The 16,402-nt window shown below is 40.8% G+C and carries 18 protein-coding genes; 9 read left to right on the forward strand and 9 right to left on the reverse strand.

The annotated features are described in order from the left end of the window. Positions 1-218: 218 nt before the first annotated feature. The 3 genes from AC4CU0_RS02375 to AC4CU0_RS02385 form a co-directional block, all read right to left on the reverse strand. Entirely contained in the window at positions 219-794 is a 576-nt protein-coding gene (locus AC4CU0_RS02375) for a xanthine phosphoribosyltransferase (RefSeq protein ID WP_078189246.1), read from the reverse strand. Positions 795-884: 90 nt separating this feature from the next. Further along, positions 885-1,598, reverse strand: coding sequence for a DUF3108 domain-containing protein (locus AC4CU0_RS02380; RefSeq protein ID WP_490742370.1), 714 nt, complete (start codon positions 1,596-1,598; stop codon positions 885-887). A 157-nt stretch (positions 1,599-1,755) separates the two neighbouring features. Then, positions 1,756-2,439 carry a hypothetical protein gene (locus tag AC4CU0_RS02385; RefSeq protein WP_490742371.1) on the reverse strand — a complete coding sequence of 228 codons (684 nt, stop codon included), beginning with the start codon at positions 2,437-2,439 and terminating at the stop codon, positions 1,756-1,758. A gap of 258 nt (positions 2,440-2,697) precedes the next feature. Here AC4CU0_RS02385 and AC4CU0_RS02390 point away from each other — a divergent pair, with 258 nt between their 5' ends. Beyond that, positions 2,698-3,555, forward strand: a complete 858-nt coding sequence (locus AC4CU0_RS02390; RefSeq protein WP_490743452.1) for an energy transducer TonB — start codon at positions 2,698-2,700, stop codon at positions 3,553-3,555. On the opposite strand, the gene AC4CU0_RS02395 is transcribed toward AC4CU0_RS02390, so the two are convergent. From AC4CU0_RS02395 to miaB, 4 genes are all read right to left on the reverse strand, one after another. Further along, entirely contained in the window at positions 3,556-3,846 is a 291-nt protein-coding gene (locus AC4CU0_RS02395; RefSeq protein ID WP_078189242.1) for an antibiotic biosynthesis monooxygenase family protein, read from the reverse strand. It lies immediately after the preceding gene. Between the two features lie 62 nt (positions 3,847-3,908). Continuing rightward, a complete protein-coding gene (gene ybeY / locus AC4CU0_RS02400; protein WP_078192431.1) occupies positions 3,909-4,391 on the reverse strand; it encodes an rRNA maturation RNase YbeY in 483 nt (160 codons plus the stop codon). 9 nt (positions 4,392-4,400) lie between these two features. Continuing rightward, entirely contained in the window at positions 4,401-5,492 is a 1,092-nt protein-coding gene (locus tag AC4CU0_RS02405) for a PhoH family protein (protein ID WP_111885944.1), read from the reverse strand. A gap of 38 nt (positions 5,493-5,530) precedes the next feature. Further along, positions 5,531-6,988: a tRNA (N6-isopentenyl adenosine(37)-C2)-methylthiotransferase MiaB gene (gene miaB / locus AC4CU0_RS02410; protein ID WP_078192429.1), complete on the reverse strand. Its 1,458-nt coding sequence runs from the start codon at positions 6,986-6,988 to the stop codon at positions 5,531-5,533. 307 nt (positions 6,989-7,295) lie between these two features. Between miaB and AC4CU0_RS02415 the strand changes: the two genes are divergently transcribed. The 5 genes from AC4CU0_RS02415 (at position 7,296) to AC4CU0_RS02435 (ending at position 11,949) form a co-directional block, all read left to right on the forward strand. After that, complete coding sequence (locus AC4CU0_RS02415; protein WP_490742372.1) at positions 7,296-9,272, forward strand: lytic transglycosylase domain-containing protein; 1,977 nt, start codon at positions 7,296-7,298, stop codon at positions 9,270-9,272. A 126-nt stretch (positions 9,273-9,398) separates the two neighbouring features. Further along, positions 9,399-9,980 (forward strand): ribonuclease T2 family protein, encoded by a 582-nt coding sequence (locus AC4CU0_RS02420; RefSeq protein ID WP_490743453.1) that lies wholly within the window; start codon positions 9,399-9,401, stop codon positions 9,978-9,980. Between the two features lie 170 nt (positions 9,981-10,150). Continuing rightward, entirely contained in the window at positions 10,151-11,137 is a 987-nt protein-coding gene (locus tag AC4CU0_RS02425; RefSeq protein WP_111885948.1) for a malate dehydrogenase, read from the forward strand. A 188-nt stretch (positions 11,138-11,325) separates the two neighbouring features. Next, the gene (locus tag AC4CU0_RS02430; protein WP_078192425.1) at positions 11,326-11,586 is read left to right on the forward strand and encodes a DUF2789 family protein; all 261 of its coding nucleotides are present in this window, start codon (positions 11,326-11,328) and stop codon (positions 11,584-11,586) included. Between the two features lie 105 nt (positions 11,587-11,691). Then, positions 11,692-11,949 carry a DUF2789 family protein gene (locus AC4CU0_RS02435; RefSeq protein ID WP_078189234.1) on the forward strand — a complete coding sequence of 86 codons (258 nt, stop codon included), beginning with the start codon at positions 11,692-11,694 and terminating at the stop codon, positions 11,947-11,949. A gap of 51 nt (positions 11,950-12,000) precedes the next feature. Here the strand turns inward: AC4CU0_RS02435 and AC4CU0_RS02440 are convergent, their stop codons facing one another. Next, the gene (locus AC4CU0_RS02440) at positions 12,001-12,528 is read right to left on the reverse strand and encodes a hypothetical protein (RefSeq protein ID WP_180035684.1); all 528 of its coding nucleotides are present in this window, start codon (positions 12,526-12,528) and stop codon (positions 12,001-12,003) included. Between the two features lie 71 nt (positions 12,529-12,599). Beyond that, complete coding sequence (locus tag AC4CU0_RS02445; protein ID WP_111885952.1) at positions 12,600-13,202, reverse strand: 2OG-Fe(II) oxygenase; 603 nt, start codon at positions 13,200-13,202, stop codon at positions 12,600-12,602. Between the two features lie 114 nt (positions 13,203-13,316). Between AC4CU0_RS02445 and AC4CU0_RS02450 the strand changes: the two genes are divergently transcribed. From AC4CU0_RS02450 to AC4CU0_RS02460, 3 genes are read left to right on the forward strand one after another with little or no spacing between them, the layout of a single operon-like run. Further along, the gene (locus AC4CU0_RS02450; protein WP_078189232.1) at positions 13,317-14,174 is read left to right on the forward strand and encodes a 23S rRNA (adenine(2030)-N(6))-methyltransferase RlmJ; all 858 of its coding nucleotides are present in this window, start codon (positions 13,317-13,319) and stop codon (positions 14,172-14,174) included. A 41-nt stretch (positions 14,175-14,215) separates the two neighbouring features. After that, entirely contained in the window at positions 14,216-15,040 is an 825-nt protein-coding gene (gene pssA, locus AC4CU0_RS02455) for a CDP-diacylglycerol--serine O-phosphatidyltransferase (protein ID WP_078192422.1), read from the forward strand. A gap of 36 nt (positions 15,041-15,076) precedes the next feature. Further along, positions 15,077-16,153: a DUF6670 family protein gene (locus AC4CU0_RS02460; RefSeq protein ID WP_490742373.1), complete on the forward strand. Its 1,077-nt coding sequence runs from the start codon at positions 15,077-15,079 to the stop codon at positions 16,151-16,153. The last annotated feature ends 249 nt before the right edge of the window (positions 16,154-16,402 follow it).

The raw sequence follows: 16,402 nt of genomic DNA on the forward strand, positions 1-16,402 counted from the left end.
CCGAATTTATGGTGCAGCATAATGTAATTTGAGAGATGAGTAGTTGACCCATTCGATCAAATGTGACGATTTTCCTGAATTTTATCGAGTTTTGCACACCGATGTTTTGTCTGCTTGTAACTAAGGCGTTAAAAAGTGCGCTGTATGTCACCTTAATCGCAAATTTTTAGCAAAAAAAAAGAACACCTGATGTGTTCTTTTTTCTTTTGAACGCAAACTTAGTCACGAACAAATTCAACTGTACCATTCGCCAGTGATTTCACACGTGCCAATGATTCAACGCGATAGCCTTTTTCAAGCAAAATATCACGACCAGGTTGGAATGATTTTTCAATCACGATACCGATACCCAATACTTCAGCACTTGCTTGATGAATAAGATCTGCAAGACCTAAAGCCGCTTGACCATTGGCCAAGAAGTCATCAATCACTAAAACTTTATCTTCAGCATTGATGTGCTTTTTAGAAATCGCGATCGTGCTTTCAGTTTGTTTCGTAAAAGAAAACACTTTTGAGCGATACAAATCATCTTTTAAGGTTAAAGATTGATATTTACGTGCAAAAATCACAGGAACACCAAGTTCAAGACCAGCCATTACTGCAGGTGCAATACCTGATGCTTCAATCGTAATGATTTTTGTGATGCCAGCATCTTTAAAAAGACGGGCAAATTCTTGACCAATTTGCTGCATCATCACAGGGTCAATTTGGTGGTTCAGGAAAGAATCGACTTTCAGAACTTCTTCAGAGAGAACGATACCTTCAGCTAAGATTTTCTGTTCCAGAGCGTGCACGGGAGAATCCTCGAGGGGCAGGTGCTTTTTAAAGCAAAAGCGTATTTTAAAAAGCACCGTGAAAAATGCAAGCGAAATTGATCAAATCAATTAATTTGTTGCACCTTTATAGCCCGTTAACAATAAACCGTAAGAGGTTTTATTGTCTTGGTGGGAAACTTTGACAGGTAGATAATCTAGTTTTGGTGCTAACCAGAAAGTCGTTTGACGGCCTGGTTTGTCATGACGCATCACGACTTTAACGGTGTCAAAAGTTCCATAAGTGGTTTTCACTTTTTCAGTGCCTTGTTTCACGAACTTACGAGCTTCAACCTCTTTGGCATCGGCAATGTAGTAATTCGATTTCAAACCACCATTTTTTAAATCTTCACGAATTTGCAATTCAGCATTGAGTTCATCTAACACACCAGACTTCCACGCAAATGAACGCGCTTTATCATCTTTTTTGGTGTTAATGGTTTTTGCACCCGCATTAAAATTAATATTCATGGTGTTGTTGTGCACCAAAATTTTGCTGCTGCGGCTAAAGCTGTTCGAGTGAATTTGGCTGCCATTTAAACTAAAACGACTGGTTTCAGTTGCAGAGGCCATCGCACCAGCTTTTGCTGCGAAAACATACGTCCAGTTATTCCCAGATTGTTTTAGGGTACGTGTTGCAGAACCCAAGTTTTTGCCGTTGTAATTAAACTGGTAGCTTGCTTGGAATGGACTCATGGCAAATGACTGACTTGAGAAACCAGTCAAAAGCAGTGTAGTCGATACCCCAGCAACAAGACCTAAATTTTTCAAAGCTGAATGTGCCATAAGTATGGTTTTCCTATTCAATAGAAGTGTGGTGGGCTAAACCACCTGATATATTTATTATGCGGCTGGATTGTGGAGAATCTCGTCGCAAATCCGTGCCTAATGTATATGTTGTGTAGCGTTTTATAGGCTCAAGATATCTAAGTACAGGATAAGTCTAGCTTTCCTTTTGCTTAATTGGTGTGACTTCATCGTCTTTTAAATTTGAATCTTCCCAGTCTTCAATCCGTTCTTGCGACATCTTGGTGAACAATGCGGTTAAATTAACATTACCAATCACCACCAATTCGGCCTCACGTAAAACAGCATGGTTGACATGGACTTTGCCCAGTGTGTCGATAATCGATCGACTTTTACCGAGCCAGCGATTCAGGTCTAAATACAGTAAATCATCTTTAACTTTGATCACATTGAGCTTTTCCAAAATCATACCCAATGGATCTTGGTTGAGTACTTTTTGATAGAACCATAACGCCATGCGCACGCCCATCTTATACAGAACATTTGGATACTTCGCTTCTATCACTTGTGTATCACTAATTTGTTCAAATACGATCAATTGGGTTTGTTTGTTGAGTTCCATCTGTACCAGTTTTAAATCGACAGAGAGTGTTATGATCAGCCCGTTATAATCCAATGTGGCATACAGTCGAAGCCAGTCATCATGCAGGTCAGCATGCAAGTCTTTGAGCATTTTCACATTATCGGTCACAAAGCGCTGAAACGTCGCATTTAAAAACACTTGAGACATTGGGAATTCACGCTCATCTTCAATAAATCCTTCAGCTTTTTGGTACACTTGACGTATACGTTTAGCGATATTGGAAACTAGCGTTTGCATAAGAAGTGCATCCTGACAAATTATGTTTTTTGACGATGTGTATCTTGTCGATTTCTATAAAAACACAAGGTTTTGATCTTGCAGTTTAGCAAAATAAATTGCACCATTTTCATGATTTTAATTGTGCATTATCTATGTGTTGATGGATTTCTCGTTTTCATCAAAAAATGAATACGAGTTTTATTTTATACTGTTTTAAGCAGTTTGGGGAATGCGGCAAATTGTCGGTTTAATGAGATGCTGAAAAAAATAACGTTCATGCCCTTGATGAAAGAGTGGTGGAAAGATCCCATATTTGCAACTGCGTTGGCGTTTGCTGCTGTGTTGCATTTGGCATTTTTAACCATGCAATTTACCCTGCCCCAAGAGGCTGACTATAACACCAAAGAAATTGCAGTTTCTTTACGTCCAACGACGGAAAAAATTGAACATGCAGACTTTTTAGCGCAAGCCGATCAGCAGGGCTCGGGGACATTCCGTGAGTCGCATCGGATGTCGAGTGACATGCCTGCACCGATGATTGAACAAAAAGCCGGTGAGCAAAAAAGTGAAGCTTTAGAACAACTGCAACAAAAGAAAGAGCTCAGCTTTGAAGATAAAGTGTTGATGACAACTTTGAGTTGGCAAAAACAAGCGGAAGAAAACAGTCGCAAAAAAGCCGTTGAGGAGTTGAATAGTCAGTTTCAGGCCAAGGCTGCGATGGTGGCGAGTATCGAAGCCCAATATTTACAACGTCAGCAAAACTTTAGCCGTCAGCAAAAAATTAAAACCATTGATGGTATTCAAGCCAAGCAAGATGTTTCTGCGGCCTATATGGAAAAATTCCGCGAAAAAGTCGAGTTTTATGGCAACCGTTATTATCCTGAAGCGGCAAAACAGCAACAGCTACGCGGTGAAGTACGTTTAATGGTTATTTTGAACAGTAATGGCGGGATTCGTGCCATTCGTTTGATCGAAAGTTCAGGTTCAAGTTTATTGGATGAAGCTGCAAAAACCTCTGTGCGTAAGGCGGCACCTTTTGGTTTGTTTGATGCCAAAATGAAAGACATCTCAGAACTTCGTATTGTGCGTACTTGGCGCTTTGATCCTGCAGAAGCAGAGTTTGAGGTGCGTTAATCAGTTGTGATAGCGTCGCAAAACTTCGCAGATTTCGACGCTAAAACTCGCATACCATTGGTTTTTCCCCAATTGTTGCGCGACCAGATGTTGTGCATCTTGTTGCCAAGCTCGAATGTCTTCTAACGTATTCCAGTAGGAAAGGGCGATTTCATGCTCACCCTCTGTCAGCGCTTCAAAATGTTGACAGTTAAAGTGTGTCAAGGCTTTGTCTCTAAGCTGCTGTGCAGTCGAAAAATACAGCTCATCAAGCGTACGAATGCGTGCTTTAAAAATAACGACATATTGCATATCTTTCCTTCCTTGGTTTTTATAATGTTAAAAAAGCGAGCCGTAGCTCGCTTTTTGGGTTTTTAATCTCTTTCCAGATAAGGGTTATCAAAACCCAATTTGGCTAAAATCTCGATTTCTAATGCTTCCATTTCTTCAGCATCTTCATCAGAGGTTTCATGGTCATAACCCATGAGGTGCAACGTACCGTGTACCAGCATATGCGTAAAGTGGGTCAGGGGTGCTTTGCTTTGTTCTTGTGCTTCACGAAGAACCACAGGAATACAAATCACCAAGTCGCCAATCGGAAATGAGTCTAAAACTGCAGCCATTTCATCGGGGAGATCGCTCGGAAAAGACAACACATTAGTCGGTTTGTCTTTACCACGATATTCCAAGTTCAATTTGTGGCTTTCGTCATTGTCCACACATGCAATACCGATCTCACAATCACTTTGTGTATCGATATGACGTAAAGCCGTTTCCACGACTTTTTTGATATGCGCACGTTTCACCACCAATTCAGGTGACTGAAAATTTTGCTGCAAGGAGAGATTAAGTTTCAAAATGAATCCTTAAATGTTTTCGTCTTGATGCTGCCCATCAGCTTTAGCATCATTGTCCGCCACCAAGGCTTCCTGACGTGCTTTACGTTCTGCACGTTGTTCAGCTGTAAGGCGATGTTGTTCGCTGTCCCATCCCTCATAGGCTTCAACAATTTTTTGAACCAATTGATGACGTACCACGTCACGAGAGTGGAAGCGAGTAATATGAATTTCTTTGATTTTTTCAATCACACGTAAGGCATGTGCCAAACCAGATTGTTGACCACGAGGTAAATCGACCTGTGTAATGTCGCCAGTGATTACTGCACGAGAACCAAAGCCTAAACGGGTGAGGAACATTTTCATCTGTTCAGGGGTCGTGTTTTGTGCTTCATCTAAAATCACAAAAGAATGATTTAAGGTACGACCACGCATGTAGGCCAGTGGTGCAACTTCAATCACTTGACGTTCAATTAGTTTAGCGACTTTTTCAAAACCGAGCATTTCATACAAAGCATCGTATAGCGGACGTAAGTAAGGGTCAATTTTTTGGCTCAAATCACCGGGTAAAAAACCCAATTTTTCACCGGCTTCAACCGCAGGGCGAACCAATAAAATGCGTTGAATTTCGTTACGTTCTAGCATATCTACAGCAGCGGCGACCGCGAGATAAGTTTTACCTGTACCCGCTGGGCCGATACCAAATGAAATATCGCTTTGTAAAATACGCTGTACATAGCGTTTTTGATTGGCACCACGTGGGTTGATCCGACCTTTACGGGTTTGTAGATAAACATTGTCTAAACCGGTATGCTCATTTTCAGAAAAATCTTCCTGAATTTCGCGGTCAGTCTGACTGCCTTGAATCATCATGTGTAAAATGTCCGCACTAATCTGTGGATTGGTTTCGGACTCTTCATAAAGACGGTGAAGGAGACTTTCGGCTCTCTCTACCGCATCGATTTCCCCATCGACAAAAAAAGCATCTGCACGATGAGAAATTTTGACATCTAAACGTTGTTCAATTTGTTTGAGATGACCGTTATAGGCACCGAGCATGCTTTGTAAACGGTCAAGTGGAATACCAGCAAAAGTTACAGTACGTCGAATCGCTGCAGTCAAGAGAATTCCTTTAAATTGGTCTGACGATTAAGCTTACATTACGCCACGTCAGGCTCAAGATTCAAGAGTTCACCGTAAACAAACTTCAAAGTTTTAATATCGGTCACTTCAATCTCTGCAAAACGCCCAACCCATGCAGGATCACCGATAAAGCTAACCAAACGTGTATTGTCTGCAGTACCAATCAGCAAGTTCGGATCTTTGTCTGAAACAGACTCAATCAAGACACGTTGAATGGTTCCTAGCATTGCATCAGTTTTATCAATACTAGATTGTTTAATCCATTGTTGAACTTTGGCAAGACGTTCTTTTTTCACATCTTCAGGGGTCGTGTCTTCAAGTTCTGAAGCAGGAGTACCCGGACGTTTTGAGTAGATGAAACTGTATGAATGATCGAAATCCATATCTTGGATAAATTGATAAGTTTCTTCGAAGTTTTCGTCAGTCTCACCCGGAAAGCCAATAATAAAGTCGCTAGATAAATGCATATCAGGGCGAACTTGACGTAATTTAGCAATTTTATCGATATATACATCAATCGTGTGGTTACGTTTCATGGCTTGTAGAACGTCATTCGAACCACTTTGAACCGGTAGATGCAAGTGAGAAACCATTTGCGGTAAGTCACGGTAGCATTGAATCAAGTCATCGTTAAATTCAAGCGGGTGCGATGTGGTGTAACGAATACGACCAATCCCTGGAATCTCAGCAACTAAACGTAATAAGTCTGCAAAGGTACAGATTTCCCCTTCAAAAGTTTCACCACGGTAGCCATTCACGTTTTGGCCGAGTAATGAAATTTCACGTACGCCTTTTTCAGCTAAAGTGGCAATTTCAGCCAATACATCATCCAGTGGACGTGATACTTCTTCTCCACGTGTGTAAGGAACCACACAGAAAGAACAGTATTTTGAGCAGCCTTCCATAATCGAGACAAAGGCTTTAAAACCTTCTACACGCGGTTCCGGCAAAAAGTCGAATTTTTCAATGTCAGGGAATGAAATATCCACCAACTGAATTTTTTCTTTTTTTGGTTTGACCACTTGCTCAGTATGCTGATCGAGCATTTGTGGTAAACGATGCAAAGTTTGTGGGCCAAAGACCATATCTACATACGGTGCGCGTTTTTGAATGTTGTCGCCTTCTTGAGATGCCACACAACCACCGACACCAATCACAAGATCAGGATTCTTTTCTTTCAGTTTGCGCCAGCGGCCTAACTCAGAAAATACTTTTTCTTGTGCTTTTTCACGGATAGAGCAGGTATTCATCAGGAGAATATCGGCTTCTTTAGGATCGTTTGTCAGCACATAGCCGTGAGAATCACCTAAAAGGTCGCCCATACGTTGACTGTCATACTCATTCATCTGACACCCTTGCGTTTCGATGTACAGTTTTTTCACTGCTCCATCTTGAGCTGGGGTGTGCTGTGGCTGGGTAACAGTGTTATCTGGGGCAGCTTGGGCACTATTGGGGATGAAGGTTTGAACCGTCATGTAGGCTCCTAAAGGAATTTTATGAAAATCAATAACCATACGTGGCTGACAGACAATTCAATCAATTGAATTGTGCAGCTGCGGAGGTCAAAAAGGGGATTTTAAGAATGGGCAATATTTTAGCAGTAATTCACTAGAAACTTACAGCCTAAAATGACAACTCTGCCATATTGATTTATGAAGTAAAAATGTTTGAAAATTAATATTGGCTAATCATAAGGTTACATAACAGAACACAATGCAGAGTTTAGAATTATTAAACTAATTCCTAAACAAAGTTCGATGTGCTGTAACTGAGCAGAATGACATGAAAGAAGGCAAGTGGATGTTAAAACATAATTTTAAACAGAAAAATTACGCTAAATTACTTGCTTTGAGTGTCGGGCTCTCCGGAATTTCTGCGTTTGCCCAAGCCGCAGATGAGCAGTTTAACGATGCTTTACGTGCTGCGAATGCAGGCAATATTAGTTTATTACAACAATACCAATCATCCATGCAAAATGACGTTTTGGGCTATTATCCAGAATATTGGTTACTGAATAATAATTTGGCTTCACAACCTGCAAGTGCCATTATTAATTTTGCACAGCGCTATCCAAACTCGGCAATGGCAGAAAAATTAGCCGCAGATTATGTTGAAGAAAAAGTCAAACAAGCTGATTTCGCTACAGCACAGCCTGTCTTGCAATATGTGACTAATGCTGACCGTGCTGAAACATGTGCCATGGCTCAAGTCCGCGCAAAGTCGGGCGACCCTCTGGTTTACGCAGAATTTAAAGATGTATGGTTGACCACAAACTCACAACCTGACTCGTGTACGGGCTTGGGCCGTATGATGCTGTCGAGTCCTTTAATGACTCAAGATGACCGCCATCAACGGATGTGGGGACAGTTAAGAGCGGGTCAGTCAGGACAAGCGATTGCGACTGCGCAAACCATTGGCGTGAATATTAATTTGTCACAACTCAACACCATTCAAGCCAATCCACTGAATTATTTATGGTCTGCACCCAAAGCCACAGCTGAAGATCATGCATACCTGATTTATGCGATGGGTCGCTTGGCCGATAGCGACTTAAATGGCGCGATTTCTTCGGTCAAACGTGCAGCAGAAGGCACACCAGCCGATGTACAAAAAGCCCTATACCGTAGTGTCGGGTATATCGGTGGTACAACGGTAATGAAAAACAATTTCAACCGTGAAGTTCTAAATTATCTTGATTTGAGTTATGGACTGCCTTTTAGTGCAGAAGAGGCCGAGATTTATGCGCGACAAGCCATTCGTTTTGGCGCATGGGAAAGTGTCATTCGTGCAATTGATGCGATGGGCGTTTCGCAAAAGCAAGAAGACCGTTGGCAATATTGGTTAGCACGTGCCTCTGAACAACGTGGCGATGCCTCATCAAAACGCACGGCGCAAGACATTTATCGCAAGCTCGCCGTTGGCGATGATTACCATAATTTGTTAGCACGTGACAAAATTGGTCAGTCTTATAACAATATTCCGTCAAATGTGCAGCCTTCGTCACAAGATGCACAACGTCTCAGTCAGGATATTCACTTCAGCCGTGCCTTTGCATTGCGCAATATTAATGCATCTGACAGCTATATTAACCGTGAATGGAACTGGGCGGTGCGTCAAGCCTATTTAAAGCATGATGATGGCATGATTCTTGCCGCAGCTAAACGTGCAACCGATATGGGCTGGTATGATCGGGCGATTTATGCAGCAGATCGAACCACCAAACAGCATAATTATGCTTTACGTTATGCCATGCCGCATCAAAATTATGTGGTGAGTCATAGTCGTAATGCTGGCATTGACCCTGCATGGGTTTATGGTTTGATGCGTCAAGAAAGTCGGTTTGTCACTAGCGCACGTTCACATGTCGGTGCCGGTGGTTTAATGCAAATTATGCCAGACACCGCAAAATTGGTGGCTCGTCAGATGGGGGAGAGTTATAACCCCGCTGTATTAACGGATATGAATACCAATATCCGTTATGGCACTTTCTATTTATCGATGATTCAACGTCAATTGAGTAATAGTCCAGTATTAGCGACCGCAGGCTACAATGCGGGCCCAAATCGTGCTCGACGCTGGCAGCCTGAATATCAGGCGATTGCAGCAGATCAATATACGGAATCGATTCCATTAACGGAAACGCGAGACTATGTAAAACATGTGATGACCAATGCAACCCATTACGGCCTTTTATTAGGTCAAGGGCCGCAATCGATTGAAAAACGAATGCAAATGATTCCATTACGGAATGCGCAATAAACCTTAAAGCAAGATGCGCCTGCTTTTAGGTGCAATATGGGTAAATAATCAATGCCGAACATGGACATTAGACCTGCTTATCGAATACTGACATCACTGCTCATCGGCAGTGGTGCAGGCTTTAGTATGTCTGTGCTTTCGGCAGCACCCGTGGTCAATGGTTATGTGATGGATGTGCAAATGGTGCCTGCTGTTTGTGCTTATGACCCATTAAAAAGTAAAAAGCGTAAATGTCTGGAAGGGTATTCACTCAATATCACGGGTCTATATCCAGAAACTTCTACCCGTGATTGCACCACCAATAGTTCCGCTAAACTTTCTCCGCTGCAAGCCAAAGTGGTTGCACGGATTATGCCTGATGAAAATGCTCGCGTGGCGCTTTGGCACACTACCGGCGGCTGTATCCCAATGAATGCTAGTCAGTATTTCAGAACCATTATTAATCATGCAGATAAGCTAAAAATTCCAGATGAATTGACTAGCCAAGAAACCCAATCCATTCAAGCCAATGTCTTGCGTAATAAAATGTTGCGTATGAACAGCGGATTGGTATCCCAAAGTATTGAATTTAACTGTATGCAAACCCGTGGTGGTAGCCTACTGACTGAGATTAAAATCTGCTATAAAAACAATGGTAAGTACAAAAGTTGCCCTACGACTATCGTCGGAAATTGTCCTGCAACTTTCATAATTAAAGGTTCTTTCTAAGCTTTTTTCGGCATTTTATTTATATTTCCTATCATACTTTTGTTGAAAAGCATTCTCTTTTACATGCAAGCGTCAAAAGATTGGAGTACAATCTTTGCCGTTTATGATTATTAAGATTAGATAGAACAGCTATTTAATCATTATGACCTTCCTCAATTGGAGATAATTACATGAAGCAAGCAGTTCGTGTTGCCGTTACTGGCGCAGCTGGTCAAATCGGTTATAGCTTATTATTCCGTATCGCAAGCGGTGAAATGTTGGGTAAAGACCAACCAGTTATCCTTCAATTATTAGAAATTCCAGTTGAGAAAGCTCAACAAGCGCTTAAAGGCGTAATGATGGAACTTGATGACTGCGCATTCCCTCTTTTAGAAGGTATGATCGGTACTGATGATCCTAAAGTTGCATTCAAAGATGCTGACTACGCTCTTCTTGTAGGTTCACGTCCACGTGGTCCTGGTATGGAACGTGCTGACCTTCTTAAAGTAAACGGTGAAATCTTCATCGGTCAAGGCCAAGCACTTAACGAAGTTGCTAGCCGTGACGTTAAAGTTCTTGTTGTAGGTAACCCTGCAAACACTAACGCTTACATCGCAATGAAATCTGCTCCAGATCTTCCAGCGAAAAACTTCACAGCAATGTTACGTCTTGACCACAACCGTGCGTTAACTCAACTTGCTCAAAAAGCGGGTGTTGCAGTTTCTGACATCAAAAACATGACTGTTTGGGGTAACCACTCTCCAACAATGTATGCGGACTACCGTTTTGCAAATGTAAACGGCGAAAGCTTAAAAGACAAAATCAACGATGCTGCTTGGAACAAAGACGTGTTCCTTCCAACTGTTGGTAAACGTGGTGCTGCGATCATCGAAGCACGTGGTCTTTCTTCTGCTGCTTCTGCTGCAAACGCTGCAATCGACCATATGCGTGATTGGGCGCTTGGCACAAACGGCGAATGGGTAACAATGGGTATCCCTTCTGACGGTTCTTACGGTATTCCTGAAGGCGTAATGTTCGGTTTCCCTGTAACTTGTGAAAATGGCGAGTACAAAATCGTTCAAGGTCTTGAAATCGACGAATTCAGCCGTGAACGTATCAACTTCACTCTAAACGAGCTTGAAGAAGAACGTGCAGCAGTTGCTGACATGGTTAAATAATTTAATTTTTTAAATTAAATTATAAAAAAAAGCACTCCATTTGGGGTGCTTTTTTATGGCCTGCGAAAAATACCAAGCTTAAGTTTTGAACAAAAAATAACACGTTGAGATGTAGTTGCAACTGACAAAGTCAATTAAACAGATAACTATGAAGTGGAAGAAATGTTTTTGGCTTGAGGAGAACGGCAATGTTTGATCAACAACCGACGTTGGAACTATTTTTTGAACAATTGGGGTTAGATGCAAGTCCGGAAGGCATTGATCAATTTATCGAAACGCATCAAATCACCATGGATGTTCCATTGCATGAAGCGCCATTTTGGACGAAGTCACAGCGTGACTTCATTATCAGTCATTGGAAAAAAGATGATGACTGGGCCATAGTGGTCGATATTTTAAATGAACAATTGCATACAGAACATAAGCTTTCCGGATCATGCAAAATCTAAATACAATTTGAAACAACAAACCTAGTTTTAACGCTAGGTTTTTTTAGCTTCATCATATAAGTTAATTAAATAATAAATGACAGATTAGTTGATAAGGAGGGCGAGATGCTCAATCAAAATAAACCATCCTTAGCTTTATTGTTTTCTCAATTGGGGTTAGCTAGCAGTCCAGCTGCGATCGAGTTATACGTGCGTACGCATCAGCTTGCTGCAAGTGAAAATTTACATGATGCGCCGTTTTGGAATAAAGCGCAGCGTGATTTTCTAATCAGTCATTTAGTACAAGATGATGATTGGGCTATATGGATTGATGAGCTGAATCAACAGTTGCATATGGATGCATATAAGCTGCAGCCGGCATAGATTTCATTTTTCCACAAATAAAAAAACACCTCCTCAGAGGTGTTTTTTTATTTAGTGCAGTTTGCTTTGGCGTAACTCAGCAAACCAATCTTCTTGGCGATATGGATTAAATGCAGGATGCTCAAGTAATGTGGTAAGTTTGAATTCTTGAGATTTGCAGTATTTATTTAACCAGTGGCGGGTTAACGCAGGTTCCTGTTTTACCGCAGAGGCATAGGCCAAGTAGAAGTAAATGTCGCCATGTTCAGCTTTGGACATCGGTTTCATAATCTGCTGGGTAATCAGGGCATAGCGCTGCTCTTGGGTAATTTCAAAAAATATCATATAAGCTTTGGCTAAATGTACAGACAAATTGATGTATAGCTCAATCGGCATTTCTTCAAATTCAATCCGGCTTTGCTCAAGTAGAACAATGGCTTCTTGCAGAAAATACACTTGTTCTTGATGGTTCTTACTTAAATTAACCAATTGCAGGCGTAAGTCTGCACGCTCAAGAGCAAGTTCAGGGCTGTTGCCTTGTAGAAATAATTGATCGGTTTCGCCAATACGCTGAATAATTTTATGACTGTTTTGACGCATCGGGTACATCCTCATCTATGAATGACTCATATATGAGGATAGTTTAAGGGATTTAAAGGAGGAATCTCGAATTACCACATCGAGTTGTCATTACGTAGCCAAGCCGTAATCGATAAACGTTGATGTTTTGCTTCGAGTACCTCGTGTAATAGGTCACTTTGGAATAACGCAATGCGATTCGGTTTAGGTTCTAAAATATGCCAAACATCATTCTTATCTTGTAAGCGCAATTCACCGCCCCAGTCAGCTTGCCAATATTCATGCAAATAATAAACCGCTGAAATGACACGTCCATTTTTGCCTTGAGGATTATCTTTGTGTAGTGCATAAAACTCACCTGCGTTATAACAAGCAAAATGTGCTTCGACTTCGTGAATGTTAGAAAAAAATGCGCGATTAAATTGTTCTGATAAATGTTCTAAGGCTTGAACGTGTTCTTGTGCGACATCTAATGTGTCGTTAATCCATAAAATATGATCACTTCTAATTTTACTGATGACTCCATTTTGTACGGCTGCATCCCTGAATTTATTTAAATTTGACATACATTCTTCAACAAGTGCATGTATATATTCTGCAGGATAAGCGTCATCAATAATGCTAAAACCGTGTTGATCTAAATCATCGAGGATTTGATCAACCGGCCAAGACTTTGGGAGAAAGGCTGTTTCCATATACGATCCATAAAGTTGTGGAAAAAAAGGTGACGTATTCTAGAGCAAGAATAGCATCGGAATGAAACTATTTTTCATGCTAAAATGTCCGTTGATATTAGGAATTAAAGAAACATGAATTACCGTCACCATTTCCATGCAGGCAACTTTGCCGACGTGATGAAGCACGTTTTGCTGCTTCAGTTATTAAGTCGACTGAATGCAAAAGATAAACCTTATCGCTATGTAGATACACATGGTGGTGCAGGTAAATATGATCTTTCGACCTCTGAAGCACAGAAATCAGGTGAGTTTTTAAATGGTATTCATCGTTTAGTTAAGCTCGATGATTCAATTAAACGCAATGCGCCTGAAGGTGTTCAACAATATTTAAAAGTTGTTGAAAAAATGCGTGAAAACTTTGGTAAAGGCGCTTATCCAGGCTCTCCGTGGTTCGCACTTGAAGGCATGCGTGAAACTGATAAAGCCACGATTTTTGAAATGCAGCGCGATGTATTCCAACAATTGCGCCACAATATTTTTGATAAACGTGCAGGCTTGCATGAACGTGATGCTTACGAAGGTTTATTGGGCGTAATTCCACCAAAAGAAAAACGTGGTTTAGTCATGATTGACCCGCCTTACGAATTAGAACGTAAAGATTTTCCACAGCTTGTAGAATTGTTGGTGGCTGCTTATAAAAAATGGCCGACAGGCGTTTTTGCGGTATGGTATCCAATTAAAGACCGCGCGATGATTGAACGTTTTGAAAAGAAAATGTACAAAACCGGCATTCGTCGTCAGTTGGTTTGCGAAATTTGTGTATGGCCAGATGACACTCCAGTCGGTCTAAATGGTTGTGGTTTATTGGTGATTAACCCACCTTGGAAATTCTCTGAAGATGCGGACGAAGCATTACAATGGTTGTTCCCACATCTTCGTATGAATGAAAATGGTGGTCATGCAGCCGTACGTTGGTTGGTTGGCGAATAATTTTAAACTTGAAAAAGAAAGGTCACAGTTAGGATCGAACAATGACAAATACAAATAAACCTGAGCGGGAAATTTCTTCAAAGGATGAAAATGCATTTGATGGCATTACATTTGAAGTTGAAGAAGAGGAGCATACCCATGAAGGGCATAAAGTGAAACGTCGTGGGATCTATCTGTGGCCAAACTTGATTACAACTGCAGCGTTGTTATCCGGCTTTTATTCAATAATTGCCAGTATGAATGGTGAGTTTCAACAAGCCATTTATGCCATTTTCCTTGCAGCATTATTTGATGGTTTGGATGGACGTGTCGCACGTGCTATCGGCGCACAAAGTCCTTTTGGTGAACAGTTTGACTCCTTATCAGACTTGCTAGCATTTGGTGTTGCACCTGCCATTTTAATGTATAGCTGGAGTCTAAATGACTTAGGCCGTATTGGCCTGGCAGCATGTTTTGTTTACACCGCATGTGCAGCCTTCCGTTTGGCACGTTTTAACGTACAAATTGGGGTTGTCGATAAACGTTATTTTATTGGTGTTGCAAGTCCACTCGCAGCCGTTATGATTATTTCATTGGTATGGGTAGGTATGGATATCCCTGCGGTCTTCGACTTACGCGAAACAGGTATTCAGATTTTTAATGCGGTAGTGATTATTGCAGTGGGTCTATTGATGATCTCAAATGTAAAATACTATTCATTTAAAACTGTGGATCGTCGCCGTGTTCCATTTGCGGTGTTGCCAATCATAGTCTTCATTTTAGCTGCTGTAACGTATAATATTCCAATGGGTATTTTAATTATTTCAGTAATTTATGCATTGTCTGGCTTTGTCACAACCTTAATGGCAAAAAAGGCTGAAGCATGAGTTAAAACATGAAATAAAAATGAAAAGGAGCTTGATATGCAGATATTTCAAGATTTCTTGGATCAATCAAGACGACTGAATCAAGCTCCAGATTTACAACATAAAAAAATAAATCTACATGCGCCGAATACGCCTTACCCTTCAGTCCATTATGGACTCTGTCTACCGAATCTTCCTGCGCCCTTACATTATCTTAACTTTATAAGTTGGCTCGGTCAGCCTCAGATTCCCGCTTTTCAAAATCCTGTGTCCATTCAACAAGACGAACTTAATACAGCCACAGTATTGACCAGTGTGAGCGGTCATATGGTTGGGCAATTACAATCATATTCCATCAAAGACGACTGTGGTTTGAGTGATACCGTCTTTAAATTTAGAGATAAAGAGCAGATTGGTTGGGATGGAGCGGTATTTCAAATCCATCGAGAAGATACTGAACTCAGTTTAGATTTGTCCGTGCAAACTACCGATATTTCTTCGTGTTTAATTAAGTTGAGATTAGGTCTTGCTGAATATTGGTCGGTGATGTGCCAATGTGAAGGTCAAATCAAATTTCAGGGCCAGATTTATGATGTAAATCAGCTGGCGGTATTATCCTATGCACAAATACGCAAGTTCCCATATTTACCTTTAGCGTTTTATACCCATCAGGTCATCAACCTCAGCCGACAGCGTCAAATCATCTTTATGCAAACGCGAGATCGTTATAACAATATTTTGAGTTCGCGTTTATATCTAAGAGATTTAAATCAGCAGCAAGTGTTCATGGCAGACCAAGGCGTGTTCTTTAAAGTCATGCGCGTTTATCCTGTGGTTAAAACCCCCAATTTGCAAAAAATGTATTTACCACGTGAATTTGAATGGATTTACCAAAATGACAAACTAAAAATACATATACAGGCGCAGAGCCGTGGGGATTTTAAATTTGGACTCGGCGCTGGCTATGCAGGAAGCTTTAACTATCAAATTAAAATTAACGACGAAATCGAGTGTGGGGAGGGTGGTTACTGTGAATATGTCGATTGTCGAGCTTTAAAATGGCAAGAAAAGAATGAAAAAGATAAATTAACGGACAAATATGGAAATATTGTCCCTTTTATGCTCAAAAAATAGTAAAAAAACTCAATTTAGTAGAATAAATAAACAAACGTAATGAAAAATTAAAAATAAATGGAAAAAGGTGTTGCAACGAATATGAAATGCTGTAGAATGCACATCCATCGGTGGTGATGAAGATTAAAACTTCTGATAAAACAATGACTTGGTTGAATTGATTAAGTTGAGTTTTAGAAAGAAAGTTTAAAAATAATTTGAATTACTGGTTGACTCTTTAGAAATAAAGAGTAATATAGCCGACCTAGC

This window comes from Acinetobacter sp. LipI_15 (assembly GCF_058242865.1).